General features: G+C 59.9%; 15 protein-coding genes. 7 read left to right on the top strand and 8 right to left on the bottom strand.

The window, feature by feature from the left end:
* Window positions 1-88: 88 nt before the first annotated feature.
* Entirely contained in the window at window positions 89-1,135 is a 1,047-nt protein-coding gene (gene holA / locus ATN84_RS05935) for a DNA polymerase III subunit delta (RefSeq protein WP_068880592.1), read from the top strand.
* Window positions 1,136-1,541: 406 nt separating this feature from the next.
* On the opposite strand, the gene ATN84_RS05930 is transcribed toward holA, so the two are convergent.
* From ATN84_RS05930 to mnmE, 5 genes are all read right to left on the bottom strand, one after another.
* Complete coding sequence (locus ATN84_RS05930; protein WP_068880591.1) at window positions 1,542-2,420, bottom strand: ParB/RepB/Spo0J family partition protein; 879 nt, start codon at window positions 2,418-2,420, stop codon at window positions 1,542-1,544.
* 41 nt (window positions 2,421-2,461) lie between these two features.
* Window positions 2,462-3,259, bottom strand: coding sequence for a ParA family protein (locus ATN84_RS05925; protein ID WP_068880590.1), 798 nt, complete (start codon window positions 3,257-3,259; stop codon window positions 2,462-2,464).
* A gap of 54 nt (window positions 3,260-3,313) precedes the next feature.
* A complete protein-coding gene (rsmG, locus tag ATN84_RS05920) occupies window positions 3,314-3,952 on the bottom strand; it encodes a 16S rRNA (guanine(527)-N(7))-methyltransferase RsmG (protein ID WP_068880589.1) in 639 nt (212 codons plus the stop codon).
* Window positions 3,949-5,835 carry a tRNA uridine-5-carboxymethylaminomethyl(34) synthesis enzyme MnmG gene (gene mnmG, locus ATN84_RS05915; protein WP_068880588.1) on the bottom strand — a complete coding sequence of 629 codons (1,887 nt, stop codon included), beginning with the start codon at window positions 5,833-5,835 and terminating at the stop codon, window positions 3,949-3,951. The genes rsmG and mnmG overlap by 4 nt, the downstream gene beginning before the upstream one ends.
* Window positions 5,836-6,264: 429 nt before the next feature.
* Window positions 6,265-7,596: a tRNA uridine-5-carboxymethylaminomethyl(34) synthesis GTPase MnmE gene (gene mnmE / locus ATN84_RS05910; RefSeq protein WP_068880920.1), complete on the bottom strand. Its 1,332-nt coding sequence runs from the start codon at window positions 7,594-7,596 to the stop codon at window positions 6,265-6,267.
* Window positions 7,597-7,660: 64 nt separating this feature from the next.
* Here mnmE and ATN84_RS05905 point away from each other — a divergent pair, with 64 nt between their 5' ends.
* Window positions 7,661-9,676, top strand: a complete 2,016-nt coding sequence (locus ATN84_RS05905) for a thioredoxin domain-containing protein (RefSeq protein WP_068880587.1) — start codon at window positions 7,661-7,663, stop codon at window positions 9,674-9,676.
* Between the two features lie 12 nt (window positions 9,677-9,688).
* On the opposite strand, the gene rho is transcribed toward ATN84_RS05905, so the two are convergent.
* From rho to hemE, 3 genes are all read right to left on the bottom strand, one after another.
* On the bottom strand, window positions 9,689-10,954 hold the full coding sequence (rho, locus tag ATN84_RS05900) for a transcription termination factor Rho (RefSeq protein ID WP_153020102.1): 1,266 nt from the start codon (window positions 10,952-10,954) through the stop codon (window positions 9,689-9,691).
* A 175-nt stretch (window positions 10,955-11,129) separates the two neighbouring features.
* Window positions 11,130-11,675: a protoporphyrinogen oxidase HemJ gene (gene hemJ / locus ATN84_RS05895; protein ID WP_068880586.1), complete on the bottom strand. Its 546-nt coding sequence runs from the start codon at window positions 11,673-11,675 to the stop codon at window positions 11,130-11,132.
* Window positions 11,672-12,709 (bottom strand): uroporphyrinogen decarboxylase, encoded by a 1,038-nt coding sequence (gene hemE / locus ATN84_RS05890; protein ID WP_068880918.1) that lies wholly within the window; start codon window positions 12,707-12,709, stop codon window positions 11,672-11,674. Before hemE ends, hemJ begins: the two co-directional genes overlap by 4 nt.
* A 424-nt stretch (window positions 12,710-13,133) precedes the next feature.
* Here hemE and ATN84_RS05885 point away from each other — a divergent pair, with 424 nt between their 5' ends.
* The 5 genes from ATN84_RS05885 (at window position 13,134) to dnaQ (ending at window position 16,850) form a co-directional block, all read left to right on the top strand.
* Window positions 13,134-13,955 (top strand): pyruvate, water dikinase regulatory protein, encoded by an 822-nt coding sequence (locus tag ATN84_RS05885; RefSeq protein WP_068880917.1) that lies wholly within the window; start codon window positions 13,134-13,136, stop codon window positions 13,953-13,955.
* A 24-nt stretch (window positions 13,956-13,979) separates the two neighbouring features.
* The gene (locus ATN84_RS05880; RefSeq protein WP_068880585.1) at window positions 13,980-14,579 is read left to right on the top strand and encodes a Maf-like protein; all 600 of its coding nucleotides are present in this window, start codon (window positions 13,980-13,982) and stop codon (window positions 14,577-14,579) included.
* Window positions 14,572-15,435: a shikimate dehydrogenase gene (locus tag ATN84_RS05875; protein ID WP_068880584.1), complete on the top strand. Its 864-nt coding sequence runs from the start codon at window positions 14,572-14,574 to the stop codon at window positions 15,433-15,435. The genes ATN84_RS05880 and ATN84_RS05875 overlap by 8 nt, the downstream gene beginning before the upstream one ends.
* On the top strand, window positions 15,432-16,025 hold the full coding sequence (gene coaE / locus ATN84_RS05870) for a dephospho-CoA kinase (protein WP_068880583.1): 594 nt from the start codon (window positions 15,432-15,434) through the stop codon (window positions 16,023-16,025). Before ATN84_RS05875 ends, coaE begins: the two co-directional genes overlap by 4 nt.
* Before the next feature lie 114 nt (window positions 16,026-16,139).
* Entirely contained in the window at window positions 16,140-16,850 is a 711-nt protein-coding gene (gene dnaQ, locus ATN84_RS05865) for a DNA polymerase III subunit epsilon (protein WP_068880582.1), read from the top strand.

Raw genomic sequence — 16,850 nt, 5'->3', positions numbered from 1 at the left:
TGGTGACGGAGCGGGTTCTGCTCTCTGCCCTCAATGTTTTTCAGCCAACCATTGACTATTCACAATTCCCCATTCACTGAATCCAGCCATGGCGCAGAAGAAATCCCACGAAGTCGATGCTTTTCTTAACCGGCCCGACAGATCGTCGGTGATCGTGCTTATCTATGGTCCGGACAAGGGGCTCGTCAGCGAGCGCGCCGCCGCATTCGCCAGATCGACCGGCCTTGCGCTCGATGACCCCTTCGCCGTGATCCGGCTGGAGGCGGACGATATTGATTCCGATCCGGCCCGCCTTTCCGATGAGGCACGCACCATTTCCATGTTCGGCGGCGAGCGGCTGATATGGGTGCGCAACGCGGCAGGCCAGAAGGGATTGGCCGAGGCGGTCAAGCTTCTGACGGCAGAGCCGCCAACCGATACCCACATCCTCATCGAGGCGGGCGACCTGAAGAAAGGTGCAGCGCTGCGCACGATCGTCGAAGGAGCGTCCGCGGCCATGGCGCTCCCCTGCTACAGCGACGATTCACGGGGTATCGATGCCGTCATCGACGATGTACTTTCCCGCGAAAAGCTGCAGATCACGCTTGACGCGCGCCAGATGCTGCGCGACAGCCTTGGCGGCGACCGTTTGGCGACGCGCGGCGAACTGGAAAAGCTCTGCCTCTATGCGCATGGCAGGGACCGGATCACTGTCGATGATGTTCGCGAAGCCGTGGGCGATGTCAGCGCCCTCTCCCATGACGAGATTGTCGATGCGATCCTCGTCGGCGATATTCCGCGTTTCAGCACCGCATTCGACCGCGTGGTGAAATCGGGCTCGCCACCCTTCCTCATCCTCAACACCGCCATGCGGCAGTTCCAGCAGATTCAGATCCTGCGCTATGCTGTCGAGCAGGAGCGCAAGACGATCGCGGCGGCGGTCGCCTCGGCCAGACCGCCCGTCTTCTTCAATCGCCGCAAGCTGGTGGAGAATGCGCTTGGCCGCTGGAGCGGCGATAGCCTGATCCGGGTTCTGGAGCGACTGCAAAAGGCCGTTCTGGAAAGCCGAAAGAATGCGGTGCTAGCTGTCCCAATTGTTCGCCAGACATTGCTCGCCTTCGCCGTCGAAGCCGCCCGCGCCGGCCGGAGCAGATAAAAGTCAGCTTCGACATCATTTCGTATACGAATCGAAATTTTAGCCGTTCTGTCCCCGCTGGCCAGATGGCGATGTTCCGGAATGGAAATTCGGGTCAAGTCCGAGGATGACGACTAATGGGTATGTTTTCCGCTAATCAGCAGCGTTTGGACTGAGCGTAGGCCTCTCCAGCCCATCATCCTTGGGGGCGGCCCGGAGCGCCAAATGAAAAACCGCTTCGCATTTCGGGTTGTCATCGAAGTCGCCTCATATAAAAACGAAGCCTCCCTGACCTGTCTTGGGTGCTTCCACTCTAGGTGTGCATTCCTCTTCGCCAATCCGAATCAGGAATATTCTCTGACATTTGGAGGTTGGATTGTATGCCTTCCTCTCGATGGGCGACGAGTCGAAAGCTGTTTCACGTGAATCAGTTCTGCAGCCGCCGGCAAATCTCGTCGAGTTGCTCCAGCGAAGCATAACGGATGCGCACATCACCACCCTTTTCGCGGTGATTGATGTCGACCTTCATTCCCATCACGTCGGAAAGCAGCTTTTCCAGCGCTTTTGTATCGGCGTCCTTTTCAGCCGCAGATGCCTTGCCGGTCTTGGGCTCGGCTCCACCTTTCCCTTCCGACTGCGCAAGCGCTTCGGCCTGACGGACCGACAGACCTTCGCGAACAATGCGTTCGGCCAACACGCCTGGATTTTCGGCGGTGATCAGGCAGCGCGCGTGACCTGCCGAAAGCGAACCGTCGGTAATCATATCCTGCACATTGCCAGGAAGCTTCAGGAGCCGCAGCGTATTGGCCACATGGCTGCGGCTCTTGCCGATCACCTGCGCCAGATCGGCCTGCGTATATTCATGTTCATCGATGAGCTGCTGATAGCCGGCCGCCTCTTCTACCGGATTGAGATCGGACCGCTGGACGTTCTCGATGATGGCGAGTTCAAGCGCCACCCGGTCATCCACGTCACGCATGATGATCGGCAGCGTCGTAAGCCCAGCCCGCTGCGCGGCGCGCCAGCGCCGTTCGCCGGCAATCAGTTCGTAACGGTCCGATGCCCCTGAAGCGGGACGCACCACGACGGGCTGCACGACGCCATGCTCACGGATGGATTGCGCAAGATCCTCCAGCTCTGCATCCGTGAAAACACGGCGCGGATTGCGCGGATTACGGCTGATGAACTCGATGGGTATCTGCCGCTCAAGCGGGATGGGATTCTTGCTTTCCACCGGACGGTCCATCTCGCCAATTAGGGCCGCCAAACCACGGCCGAGGCGTTTTTTTGAAGGATCATCGTTCATCTGCAGCTACTTTCCACAATTGTTACGTCTTCGAATCGAATTCAGGCGGCTCTTAGCTGCCGCTCACGCTGGATGACTTCCGAGGCCAGTTGGAGATAGGCCTGACTGCCGGCGCATTTGAGATCGTAGAGGATGGCCGGCTTTCCATGCGACGGCGCCTCGGAAATGCGCACATTGCGCGGGATCACCGTTCGGTAGACCTTCTCGCCCATGAAAGACCTGACATCATCGACCACCTGCGAGGCTAGATTGTTTCGGCTGTCAAACATTGTCAGCACGATACCCTGGATCGACAATTCAGGATTGAGCGAATTGCGCACCTGCTCGACCGTCTGCAGGAGTTGACTGAGGCCTTCCAGAGCGAAGAACTCGCATTGCAAGGGCACGAGCACGGAATCGGCCGCCGCCATAGCATTGAGCGTCAGGAGATTGAGCGAAGGTGGGCAATCGATGAGAATATAGCTGAATCGTTCGGCGACGTGCGAATTGAAACGCAAGGCGTTGCGCAGCCGGCGTGTCCGGTCAGGCGCCTGGGCGATTTCCATCTCGATACCGAGAAGATCCAGCGTCGACGGTACGATATAAAGATTGGGGACATCCGTGGGAACAGCGGCATCTTGTACGGAGGCCGCCTGAGTGAGGACGTCATAGGATGAATATTCGCGGTTACGCCGATCGATGCCGAGGCCGGTACTGGCATTGCCCTGCGGATCGAGATCGACGATCAGCGCCGTCTCGCCAATAGCCGCAAGAGCTGTAGCCAGATTGATGGCTGTTGTCGTCTTGCCGACCCCGCCCTTCTGGTTTGCAATCGTTATGATACGGGTCTCGTTCATCATTGCTGTCGCCTCGGCTACTGCTCATGCTTTCGGAATTCGGCGAAATCCGGCCAACTAGCGCCTGATTTTCCTCAGATTGCTGATTTCGAGGATGACCGACTCTTTTCCGACGGCACTTGGGTGTTCTACCAGATCGAATGCCCAGTCGTCATGGCTTTCCTCGATTTCCCTACGATAATCCCGTCCTTTTTGAAAAAGCGCTGTCGCCCCCGATGTCAGCCATGGTTCGGCCAAGGCGAATAGATCGCGAAGCGATGCCAGCGCCCGCGCCGTGACGATATCGGTCGTCCCGATCCGTTCCCACATTGCTTCGATCCGCTCGGCATGCACCCTCCCCGGCGCACCGGCCTGCGCGATCGCCGTCCGCAGAAATGCAGCCTTCTTGCCATTGCTTTCCACCAGATCGACGGACGAACCGATTCGTTCCTTCAGAAGAATCGCCAGGACAACGCCCGGAAATCCGCCGCCGGATCCAAGATCGAGCCATTTCCGCGCCTGCGAAGCCAGTGGAAGGAGCTGGGCGCTATCGAGAATATGACGCTCCCAGATGTGCGGGAGCGTCGAAGGCGACGCCAGATTGATGGCCGATGACCATTTCCGGAACAATGTCTCGAACGCGGCGAGCGCTTCGACTGTTTCACGTGAAACAGCCGGAACGATCTTTCGCAATTGCTGAAAGCGGTCTTCGCTCACGCGACCCGCCCGCTTGCCATATCATCCTGAGCAGTTGCACCGTGGCGGCGGACCTGCGCGATGATCAGCGCCAGTGCAGCTGGTGTCATGCCGTCTATCCGCTGCGCCTCGGCGATCGATTTAGGCTTTCTCTGCAAAAGCTTCTGCTTCAGCTCATTCGAAAGGCCGGCAACAGCACCGAATTCGACACCTTCGGGGATAAGAAGGCGCTCTTCCCGCTCCATCACCGCGATATCCGACTGCTGCCGCTCCAGATAGACCGCATACTGGGCTTCAATCTCGAGCGCCTCCCGCGTTGCAGGATCAAAGGACTGGAACTCCGGCCAGATGACAGAGAGCTTGTCGAGATCGATGTCCGGATAGGCAAGCAGATCATAAGCCGAGCGGCGAACACCGTCCTTGTTCAATCGCAGCCCATGCGTTGCCGCCATATTCGGCGTCAGCGACAATTGACGCGCCAGATCACGCGCCGTATTGAGCGTCGCCTGGCGTTCGGCAAAGCGGCCTCTCCGGCTTTCTCCAAGAATCCCGAGCTTATCTGCCAGTGGCGTCAGGCGCTGGTCCGCATTGTCGGCGCGCAGCGACAGCCGGAATTCGGCCCGCGAGGTAAACATGCGATAGGGTTCGCTAACACCACGCGAGGTCAGATCATCGACCATCACGCCGATATAGGCTTCCGTACGGTGGAGAACTGCAGGCTCGCCGCCGCCCACCCGTCTTGCCGCATTCAGCCCTGCCAGCAGCCCCTGCGCTGCCGCCTCCTCATAGCCGGTCGTGCCATTGATCTGCCCGGCAAGGAACAGGCCACGCACCTTTCGCGTCTCCAGGCTGCGCTCCAGCTCACGCGGATCGATGAAATCATATTCGATCGCATAACCCGGCTGCAGCATCGTTGCATGCTCAAGCCCCGGAATGGTCTTCAGCAAGGCCAGCTGAACATCTTCCGGCAAGGATGTGGAAATGCCGTTGGGATAGACGGTATCGTCGCCCAACCCCTCCGGCTCCAGGAAGATCTGGTGCCCATCACGATCCCCGAACTTGACGATCTTATCCTCAACCGAAGGGCAATAGCGCGGCCCCACCCCTTCGATCGATCCGGAATACATGGCCGAACGGTGCAGATTGGCCCGGATGATCGCATGGGTTTCTGGCGTCGTCCGCGTAACACCGCAATCGATCTGCGGCGTGGTGATCCGGTCGGTCATCAGCGAGAACGGCACCGGCACTTCGTCCGGCTTCTGCACGTCCAGCCCCGCCCAATCAATGGTGCGGCCGTCAAGACGCGGCGGCGTGCCGGTCTTCAGCCGTCCCAGCGCAAAACCTTGGGCTTTCAGCGTATCGGAAAGACCGAGCGCCGGCTGCTCGCCCATGCGCCCGGCCGGTATCTTTTTCTCGCCGATATGAATGAGGCCGCGCAAAAACGTGCCTGAAGTCATGACCACAGCGCCGGTCTGCAGTACGCGCCCATCCGTGAGCTTGACGCCCGAAATCGATCTTCCATCGAGAATCAGATCGTCCACACCGCCTTCGACGACGGTGAGATTCTCCTGCGCACGGATCGCCCCCTGCATGGCGAGGCGATAGAGCTTTCGGTCGGCCTGGGTACGCGGCCCGCGTACGGCCGGGCCCTTGCGTCGGTTGAGCAGCCGGAACTGAATACCGGCGGCATCCGCAACGCGGCCCATCAGCCCATCGAGCGCATCGATCTCGCGAACCAGATGCCCTTTGCCGAGACCACCGATCGCGGGATTACAGGACATGACGCCGATCGTATCGAAACGATGGGTAACCAGCGCCGTACGTGCGCCAAAGCGCGCGGAAGCCGCCGCTGCCTCGCAGCCTGCATGTCCGCCACCGACAATAATAACATCGAAATTCTGCATCTTGCTTCACTCACTACCGCATCGGCCCGAGAAGCGGAATCCATTTTCGATACGTGGTAAAAGGATTTTGATGATCTGCCCGGCAAAGCGTTTCGGCGCGAGCGCAGCCGTCATGCGCGTTTATGGGAGTCAAGTCAAGTCTGCAGATTCCACAGATGTTTCACGTGAAACATTGATAGCTGTCGCTTTATGGGCTTATTGAACCGCTCTGTCTGAACTCTGCCGCGAACATTGACTTACTCTGCTCCTCGAATGTCGCACCTCGGGGCCAGCCCGAGGACGACGAGTGTAGAAAAACGAACTGACCAAATGGTTAGCGCGGCGGCTTGATGTCAGGGGGTTTCAAGCCTTCCCATCATCATGGGCTTGACCGAGGATCCATAGCGCCACCAAACCCACGAACCGCTCGACCCGAATGTTTCACGTGAATCATTTCCCGATGCAGAACTGGGAAAAGATCGCGTCGAGTATATCCTCCACATCTACGTCACCGGTTATACGCCCAAGAAACTGCGAGGCCCGGCGCAGATGCTCCGCGCGTAACTCCAGCGGCAGGTTGTCTTTCTCAACGGCTTCCTCGATCTCACGCCGGGCCTCCCCGAGTAGGTCCATATGCCGCCGCCTCGTCGGCACCACATCGCCAATGCTGCCGGCTTTGGCTTCGGCAAACCGCGTCATCGCCCCTATCAGGGCGTCCATTCCCTCACCCGAGCGCGCGGAGATCCGGAAATCCCATTCCTCACCGGAAGCTGGCGCGGCCAGATCCTGCTTGTTACCGACGCGCCAAAGCGCCCCACCTGATTTCGGTGGTTCAACGGGTTCGGGCCGGCTCATATCTTCCAGAAGCAGCACCAGATCGGCTGATGCGGCGCGGGAACGGGCGCGCTCGATACCGATCTTCTCCACCTGTCCTTCGGTCTCCCGCAGCCCGGCCGTATCCGTCAGGAACACCGGAATGCCGCCGAGATCGAGCTTCACCTCGATCAGATCGCGCGTCGTTCCCGCCTCTTCTGAAATGATCGCCACGTCCCGCCCGGCAACAGCATTGAGCAGGCTCGACTTCCCGGCATTGGGCGCGCCGATGATCGCTACATGAACCCCGTCACGGAAAACCGACGCTCTTTGCCCATCCGCCAAATGACGGCTAATCTGGCCGGACAGAAGTTCCATCGCCTGCCAGACCTTCGCTGAGACCGATCCGGGAACATCCGCCTCATCAGCGAAATCCAGTTCCGCCTCGATCAGGGCACGCGCCTGGATCAGCTCCTTGCGCCATCCATCATAAAGATCGCGCTGCGCTCCGGATGCCACCTGCTGGGCCAACCGCCGCTGTCCTTCGGTTTCAGCCGAGACCAAATCGGCCAGTCCTTCGGCAATCGTCAGATCCATCTTGCCGTTGGTGAATGCCCGGCGTGTGAACTCACCCGGCTCGGCCATCCGGCAATTCTCGAAGCCCGACAATTCCCGCAGGAAGCGATCGACGACTGCTACCCCGCCGTGAAGATGGAATTCCGCGCAATCCTCGCCGGTAAAGCTATGGGGACCGGAAAAAAATAGCAGTAATCCCCGATCCAGCACCTCGCTCGTGCGGGAATGGAACGGGCAATAGGCCGCCATACGGGGCTTTGGCACCTTTCCGGCGATCGTTTCGACCACGAATCGAATGTGCGGCCCGGATAAACGGATAACGGCAACCCCGGAAGGCAGCCGGCCGCTCGACAGGGCAAAAATCGTATCAGGGAACCCCAATTGCGTTATCATCATTAACGTTCCAGTTTTTAGGCTCTGCCTATGCCAATCTGTTCTCGAAGGGAAGGCCGCCCGGATGCCCATTCTCGCTGAAAACCGCCTTGCCGACCAGCCGAGCGCCTACCTGCGCCAGCACGCCGACAATCCCGTCCATTGGCAGCCCTGGGGTCGGGATGCGCTCGAAGAAGCACAGCGGACCGGCCGGCCTATCCTTCTCTCCGTCGGTTACGCCGCCTGCCATTGGTGCCATGTCATGGCTCATGAATGTTTCGAGGATGACGATGTCGCAGCGGTCATGAACCGCCTTTTCGTCAATGTGAAGGTCGACCGGGAGGAAAGGCCCGATATAGACCAGATCTATATGGCGGCGCTGACCGCCATGGGCGAACAGGGCGGCTGGCCTCTGACCATGTTCCTGACGCCGGAAGGGCAGCCCTTCTGGGGAGGAACCTATTTTCCCAAGCACGCGCGCTATGGACGGCCGGGCTTTATCGATGTCCTCCGCGCAATCCACCGCACCTGGATAGCGGATAAGGAAAGCATTAACCATAATGTCGCTGCGCTCTCTTCCCATATCGCCGCGCGGCTTGCCGCAGCCGCCTCCCCTTCCCCGCTCGATAGAGCATTACCCGATCGCTTCGCCGACCAGGTTCATTCCACGATGGACATGCAGCAGGGAGGCATCCGCGGCGCGCCGAAGTTCCCCAACGCCCCCTTCATGGATGCGCTGTGGCTTTCCTGGCTGCGCAACGGCAACGCGGCGCATCGCGATGCATTCCTCCTCAGCCTGGAGACCATGCTGCAGGGCGGCATCTATGATCATCTCGGCGGCGGGCTCGCCCGCTACAGCGTCGACGACCGCTGGCTGGTGCCGCATTTCGAGAAAATGCTTTATGACAACACCCAGATGATCCGCCACGCCAGCTGGGCTTATGCCGAGACCGGCAACGAACTGTTCCGCAGCCGAATCGAAGAAACGGTAAACTGGCTCCAGCGCGAAATGCACCTGCCGAACGGCGCTTTCGCTTCCAGCCTCGATGCCGATAGCGAAGGCGAAGAAGGCAAGTTCTATGTCTGGACCGCCGACGAGATCGACACCGTCCTGCCCGACGCCACACTTTTCAAGACGCGCTATGACGTCACGTCGGAAGGGAACTGGGAGGGGAAGATCATCCTAAACCGGCTCCGGTCGCGCGTTCCCGACAATCCGGATGAGGACCGGATTCTTGGCGCCGACAGGGATAAGCTCCTTGCCGCCCGTGAAAAGCGGGTCCGTCCCGGCAGGGACGACAAGGCGCTCACCGACTGGAATGGGCTTCTCATTCGGGCGCTGGCCGAAGCTGCACGGGTTTTCGATCGGCCGGATTGGGCCGATATCGCTCGACGGATATATCGTTCCATATCCGAATCGATGCGAGAAGGCCGCCTGCCCCATTCCGTCATGGATGGATCGAAGCTCTTCCCCGCGCTCTCGACAGATTATGCGGCGATGATCAATGCCGTCCTGTCGCTCTACCAGATCGACGGTGACAAGACCTATATCGAGGATGCGCAGCATTTCCTCGCCCAGCTCGATCGCTGGCACATCGCAGAGGATGGCGGCTACAGCCTTTGGGCCAGCGATGCGGACGATGTCATCCTGCGCATCCGCGGCGACCAGGACGAGGCTATTCCCAGCGCCACCAGTCAGATCATCGAAGCGCTGAACCGACTGGCCATCGCCACCGGCGAGCAGCACTTGCAGGAACGCGTTGTGGCCGTGGCGGAGCACGCCCTCGGCCGCATCCGCAATCTCGCCTATGGGCAGGCCGGCATCATCAATGCCGCGAGTCTGGTGATGGACCCGTGGAAGCTGGTGATCGTAGCGCCTGATCGCGATCATCCGCTTGTTGCGGAGGCGAATCGAATTCCCGATCCTCGCCGCATCGATATGGTCCTGCCCATAGGAAGCGATCCGGCGGAAGCCGTGCTGCCGCAGGATATCCTTCCGAATATGACAAAGCCCGCGGCCTATCTCTGCCGCGGGCTCGTCTGTCTGCCGCCAGTCGAAACGGCGGTGGAGCTGCATGCGCTTCTGACCGAAAGGCCGTGAAGCGCAGGGCGATCAGGTGTTCATCGAATCGAAGAACTCGCCATTGTTCTTCGTCTGCTTCAGCTTGTCGATCAGGAACTCGATCGCATCGGTCGTGCCCATCGGCGCCAGGATACGGCGCAGCACGAAGATCTTCTGCAGGTCCTGGCGTGGCACGAGCAGATCTTCCTTGCGGGTACCGGATTTCAGGATATCCATCGCCGGGAAGATGCGCTTATCGGCCACCTTGCGGTCGAGCACGATTTCCGAGTTGCCGGTGCCCTTGAACTCTTCGAAGATCACTTCATCCATGCGGCTGCCGGTATCGATCAGCGCGGTCGCGATGATGGTCAGCGAACCACCTTCCTCGATATTACGCGCCGCGCCAAAGAAGCGCTTCGGCCGCTGCAGCGCATTGGCATCCACACCGCCGGTCAGCACCTTGCCGGATGACGGAACGACGGTGTTGTAGGCGCGACCCAGGCGGGTGATCGAGTCTAGGAGAATGACCACATCGCGGCCATGCTCAACCAGGCGCTTGGCCTTCTCGATCACCATCTCCGCCACCTGGACGTGACGCGATGCCGGTTCGTCGAAGGTCGAGGAAACCACCTCGCCCTTCACCGAGCGCTGCATGTCGGTGACTTCTTCCGGACGCTCGTCGATCAGGAGAACGATCAGATAGCATTCCGGATGATTGGCGGTGATGGAATGGGCGATGTTCTGGAGAAGAACGGTTTTACCCGTACGCGGCGGCGCGACGATCAGGCCACGCTGGCCCTTGCCGAGCGGAGCGACGAGATCGATGACGCGGGCGGAAAGATCCTTGGTCGTCGGGTTGTCCAACTCCATCTTGAACCGCTCGTCGGGATAGAGCGGCGTCAGATTGTCGAAATGGATCTTGTGGCGGATTTTTTCCGGATCTTCAAAATTGATGGTGTTGACCTTAAGAAGCGCAAAATAGCGCTCGCCTTCCTTCGGTCCACGGATCGGCCCTTCGACCGTATCGCCGGTTTTCAGCGAGAAGCGGCGGATCTGCGAGGGCGAAATATAGATGTCGTCAGGACCGGGCAGATAATTGGCGTTGGCCGAGCGCAGGAAGCCGAATCCGTCCTGCAACACTTCGACAACACCCTCGCCGATGATCTCGACATCCTGCGAAGCGAGCTTTTTGAGAATCGCGAACATCAACTCCTGCTTGCGCATGACGCTGGCGTTTTCGACCTCGAGTGTTTCCGCAAAAGCCAGCAGATCCACCGGTGTTTTATTCTTTAGTTCTTGTAGTTTCATTTCCTGCATGTGTGCGGAACTCATTCGATTGGGAAGGGAAAAGAGCAGTTGTTCGGAAGGATGGCCATGGAGATCATGGCCGGCATCGACAAGTCTGCATTTCCTAGGGAGGAGACCTTACACATAACCTCTCGCTGCCCTGAGGACAAGTACCAACTTCGGGCAGTGCGAGGAAAAATCAAGATCAGAAGGGCTTCACGATCACCATGATGACGATGATCACCATCAATATGGTCGGCACCTCGTTCATCATGCGCCAATGGCGCGCCGATTTCTCATTTTTGTCGGCAGCGAAGAGCCGCACCGCTTTCGAGAAATAGCCGTGCACGGCGGAAAGCAGCACCACCGCCGCGAGCTTCACATGCAGCCAGCCGCCGGAAAAGCCGAATATCTTCCAGGCGAGCCACAGCCCCATGATCCACGTCACCGCCATGGCGGGATTGATGATGTAGCGCAGCAGCCGCTGCTCCATCACCTTGAAGGTTTCCGACTGCACCGATCCGGGCTCGGCATCGCAGTGATAGACGAAAAGCCGGGGCAGATAGAACATCCCCGCCATCCATGAAATAACGGCCATGACATGGATCGCCTTGACCCAGGGATAAGCGACATCCGGATTCACGTGAAACATCAGCGCCAGTCCGGCCGCCACAACGGCGAGCCCGACAACGGCCCGAACAGCCGCCTTCCTGCCTGAGGCGGCGGGGTTCTCCTCAGTTTGACTGCTCATCCCTCGCCTCCTCCGGTCAGGCCGCGCACCCGCGCGACCATCTGTTCCACATGCTCGACCGGCGCGTTGGGCGTGATGCCGTGGCCGAGATTGAAGATCAGCGGACCATCCCCCAATGTTTCGAGGATCGCATCCACGCCCTCGTCTAGCGCCGCGCCGCCGGCCACGACCCGCAAGGGATCGAGATTGCCCTGCACAGCCCCGTGTTCCTGCAGCTTTTCGGCGAATGACAGGGGAACCGACCAGTCGAGGCCGAGCACATTGACGCCGGTCTTCTCGCGGTAATGCGCGTAAAGCGCGCCGGCGCCTTTCGGAAAACCGATGATCAGCGCGTCTGGGTGCACGGCGCGCACCTTTTCGACGATCCGCGCCACCGGCTTCACGCAGAACCGCTCAAAGCAGATTTCATCGAGGACGCCAGACCAAGAATCGAAGATCTGCACCGCATCCGCGCCGGCATCGAGCTGCCCGATCAGATATTCGGCCGAGACATCGGCGAGATCGTCGAGCAGTTTCTGGAAGGCGTCGGGATAACGATAGGCGAAAAGCCTGGCTGGCGCCTGGTCCGGCGTGCCATGCCCGGCGATCATATAGGTCGCAACGGTCCAGGGCGCCCCGCAGAAGCCGAGGAGCGTCGTTTCATCGGGAAGTGTGGAACGCAGGAGGCGAACCGTCTCATAGACCGGCTCCAGGCGTTTTGCGACGCCGCCGGTTTCCAGCCAGAATATCTCCTCTGCGTCGATCGGCGTCATCACCGGCCCCCGCCCCTCTTCGAAACGGAGATCGCGGCCGAGCGCATGCGGCACCACTAGAATATCGGAGAACAGGATGGCCGCGTCGAAGCCGAAACGGCGAATGGGCTGCAGGGTCACTTCGACGGCGAGGTCGGGCGAATAGCAGAGCTCGAGGAAGCTTCCGGCCTGCTGCCGCGTTTCCCTGTATTCGGGCAAGTAGCGGCCGGCCTGGCGCATCATCCAGATCGGTGGCGGATAGACCGTCTCGCCCCGGATCACCTTCAATACCTTGCGTGCCATCATCCCGTCCTGTGCTGGTTTCCTCAGCCTCTTTCAAAAAAGAAATTTAGAAATTTTAGATTCTTCTGATTCTTAGAGTCTGTTTGTTCCGGGGATTAACACATGATGGCCTTTTCCCCACAGGGAAATGCCGTTTCCCCCATTCCGTGGATAAATTGCCCATTGAATTGCAAAAAGCAATGATAAGCGGATTTGCCAAGGAAAAGCAGAGGCTTGGAAAGCCTTGCCCGTTCGCCAAACTGTGGAGAAGCTGCGCATAAGCCTTGGCAAATCGAACGCCGATGATCTCTTCCACATCGGCCACGGAGATTTGCCCACAAGCCTGCCCATTGTGGATGACTTGCCAATTCTGCCCATCGCTGTCATGCCTGTGTTGAAAAGCCCATGCCTTACCCACAGGCTTCAACAGGGACGGCAGAAATCTGTGACCAGACCGCTTTCCTACTTCCATCTTCATCTGATTTCAGATGCGACCGGAGAGACTCTCCTCGCCGCCGGCCGCGCCGCCGCGGCCCAATATGCCAATGCAAGGGCGATCGAGCATATCTATCCCCTGATTCGGACCGAGAAGCAGCTGCGCAAGGTGCTCGACGATATCGATGCCGAACCCGGCATCGTCCTCTATACGATCGTCGACCAGAAGCTTGCGGCGATCATCGATGAAACCTGCTCCAGTATGGGTGTGCCCTCCGTTTCCGTACTCGAACCGGTGCTGACGACCTTCCAGTCCTATCTCGGCGCACCGGCGCATCGCCGCGCCAGCGCCCAGCATGTCTTGAATGCCGATTATTTCCGCCGCATCGATGCGCTCAATTTCACCATGGAGCATGATGACGGGCAGCTTCCGCCCGACATGAATGAAGCCGATGTGATCCTCATCGGCATTTCGCGCACGTCCAAGACGCCGACGAGCATCTATCTCGCCAATCGCGGCATCAAGGCCGCCAATATACCCATTGTCCTGGGCATTCCGATCCCCGAGGCGCTGGTCGCGGCGACAAGGCCCTTGATCGTCGGCCTGATCGCAACGGCGGAGCGCATCTCGCAGATCCGGCAGAACAGGATCCTGAGTTCCGCGCCCGGTTACGATATCGAGCATTATACCGATCGTGCCAATATCGCAGAGGAGCTCGCCTATGCGCGCAGCATCTGCACCCGCCATGGCTGGCCGATCATCGACGTGACGCGCCGCTCGATCGAAGAAACCGCCGCTGCGATTCTTGCCCTTCGCCCGCGCAACCGGTAACGAAAAGCCCTACGAGGATTTACCATGGCCACACCGATCATCCTGGCATCGAAAAGCCCGTTCCGCGCCGCCCTCCTGAAAAATGCCGGCATCTCCTTTCTGACGGAAGCGGCCGAGATCGACGAGCGTGCCGTGGAAATGGCCCTGCAAGACACCGGCGCCACGCCGGAGGACGTCGCGATGGTCCTTGCCGAGGCCAAGGCGCTCGATGTCAGCGCCCGCCATCCCGATGCGCTGGTCATCGGCTGCGACCAGACCTTGTCGCTGGACGATGAAATCTTCCACAAGCCGGCTGATATGGAGGCGGCGCGCCAGCATCTCCTGAAGCTCTCGGGAAAGACTCATAATCTCAATAGCGCCGTGGTACTGGCGCGCGGCGAGGAAGCGATTTGGCGGCATGTCGGCGTGGCGCGGATGACCATGCGCACCCTCGATCCGGCCTTTGTCGGCCGCCATCTGGCGCGGGTCGGGAACATCGCCCTTTCCAGCGTCGGCGCTTATCAGGTCGAGGGCGAGGGTTTGCAGCTCTTCGAGAAGATCGACGGCGATTATTTCACCATTGTCGGCCTGCCGATGCTGCCGCTTCTCGATGAGTTGCGCAGGCTGGGAGCGATCGATGGCTGAACCCGTCAAGGCATTCGTCACCGGCTTTCCTATCAGGCATTCCCGTTCGCCGCTGATTCATGGCTTCTGGCTGAAGGCCCATGGCCTTGAAGGCTCCTATGAAGCGATCGAAACCGTGCCGGAAGCCTTTCCAGCCTTTATCGCCTCGCTACGGGAGAACGGATATGCGGGCGGCAATGTCACCATCCCGCACAAGGAAGCCGCTTTCGCCCTTTGCGAGGCACATGACGCTGCTGCTGAAGGTATCGGCGCGGTCAATACGCTCTGGTTCGAACAAGGCCGGCTTCATGGCGGCAATACCGATGCTTATGGTTTTGCCGCCAATCTCGACGAGTATGCCGAGGGATGGGACAGCGCGGATACGGCGCTGGTGCTCGGCGCAGGCGGCGCCAGCCGCGCCATCGTGCACGCGCTGAAAAGTCGCGGCTTCACTGATATCCATATCGTCAACCGCACGCCGGCGCGGGCCGAGGAACTGGCCGCGCATTTCGGTTCCGGGGTTTCGACCCACGGCCTCGATGAGGCGCAGGGTCTTGTCGCGGCCGCCGGCTTGATCGTCAATACCACCCCGCTCGGAATGGAAGGCCACGGCAAGGACGGGCTCACGCTCGACCTCACGAGAGCCAATCCGGCAACGATCGTCACCGACATCGTCTATGTTCCGCTCGAAACGCCTTTTCTCAGGACTGCCAGAGATGCCGGCCTGAAGAGCGTCGATGGCCTCGGCATGCTCTTGCACCAGGCCGCTCCGGGCTTCGAGCGCTGGTTCGGCCTGCGCCCGGAGGTGACGTCGGAACTGCGCGCTCGCATTCTGGCCGATATGGCAAAGCCGAAACAGGAAGAGACCGCCAAGTGATCGTCCTCGGCCTGACCGGCTCCATCGGCATGGGAAAATCGACCACGGCGCAGATGTTCGCCGAATCAGGCATTCCCGCCTATAGCGCCGACGAGGCGGTGCACCGGCTTTATTCCGGCCGCGCCGCGCCATTGATCGAAGCGGCTTTCCCCGGCACGACCAATGAAAACGGCGTCGACAGGGAAAAGCTCTCATCGGCCGTCCTGGGCCAGGCGGAAGCGATCAGGAAGCTAGAGGCGATCGTCCATCCGCTGGTGCGCGAGGAGGAACAGGCCTTTCTGGAAAAGGCCAGGCAGGCCGGCGCGGATATCGCCCTCCTTGATATCCCCCTTCTCTTCGAAACCGCAGGTGAAGCCCGTGTCGACAGGGTGGTCGTTGTTTCCGCTCCGCAGGAGGTGCAGCGCCAGCGCGTTCTCGCACGGCCCGGCATGACCGAGGCAAAGCTTGACGCCATCCTTGCCCGCCAGATGCCGGATGCCGAAAAGCGCGCCCGCGCCGATTTCATCGTCGACACCAGCAAGGGAACGGACGCCGCGCGTGAAGCGGTGGCGGAAATAATCCGCCGGTTGCGGACAGAGGTTACTGGATAAGGTGGCCGTCACGCTTGCAAGCGGCTTTCCGCTCGGCGAATCTGTCTACGTTGATTCTTTGTGCATTGCAGTCAAATGAAACACCTGACGTTCGCATAATGGAAAGGTAAGTTCATGCGGGAGATCGTATTCGATACCGAAACGACCGGTCTCGACCGGCTCGAGGACCGTGTCATCGAGATCGGCGGGGTGGAACTCGTCAACCGCTTCCCGACGGGCCGCACCTTTCACGTCTTCATCAATCCGCAGGGCCGCGCCGTCCATCCCGAGGCGCTCGCGGTTCACGGCATCAGCAATGAACAGCTGGCTGACAAGCCGACCTTTGGCGAGATCGCCAATGATTTTCTGGATTTCTTCGATGGAGCCAAGCTGATCGCCCATAACGCCACCTTCGATATCGGCTTCATCAATGCCGAACTGGAGCGTATAGGCCAGCCTTCGATACACAACGAGCGGGTCGTCGACACGCTGGCGCTTGCCAGGCGCCGGCATCCAATGGGCCCCAATTCGCTCGATGCGCTCTGCCGGCGCTACGGCATCGACAACAGCCACCGCACCCTGCACGGCGCGCTTCTCGATTCGGAGATCCTGGCGGAAGTCTATATCGAGCTGATCGGCGGCAAGCAGGCAGCACTTGGCCTGACCATCGAGAGCGACAGCCGCGGTGGCGCAACGCGGGAAGAGACGGTTATCGTCATCGGGGCACGGCCGGAGCCCTTGCCCTCCCGCCTCTCGCCGGTGCAGGCGGCCTCCCATGCCGCGCTTGTCGAAAAGATCGGCTCGAAGGCGATCTGGGCGAAATTCGCTGTGGAAGCCGGGGAATAG

Source organism: Paramesorhizobium deserti, assembly GCF_001558695.1.
In the GTDB taxonomy this organism is placed as follows: Bacteria; Pseudomonadota; Alphaproteobacteria; order Rhizobiales; family Rhizobiaceae; genus Paramesorhizobium; species Paramesorhizobium deserti.
The sequence above is the reverse complement of the archived record's forward strand: the minus strand, read 5'-3'. Positions and strand labels throughout refer to the sequence as shown.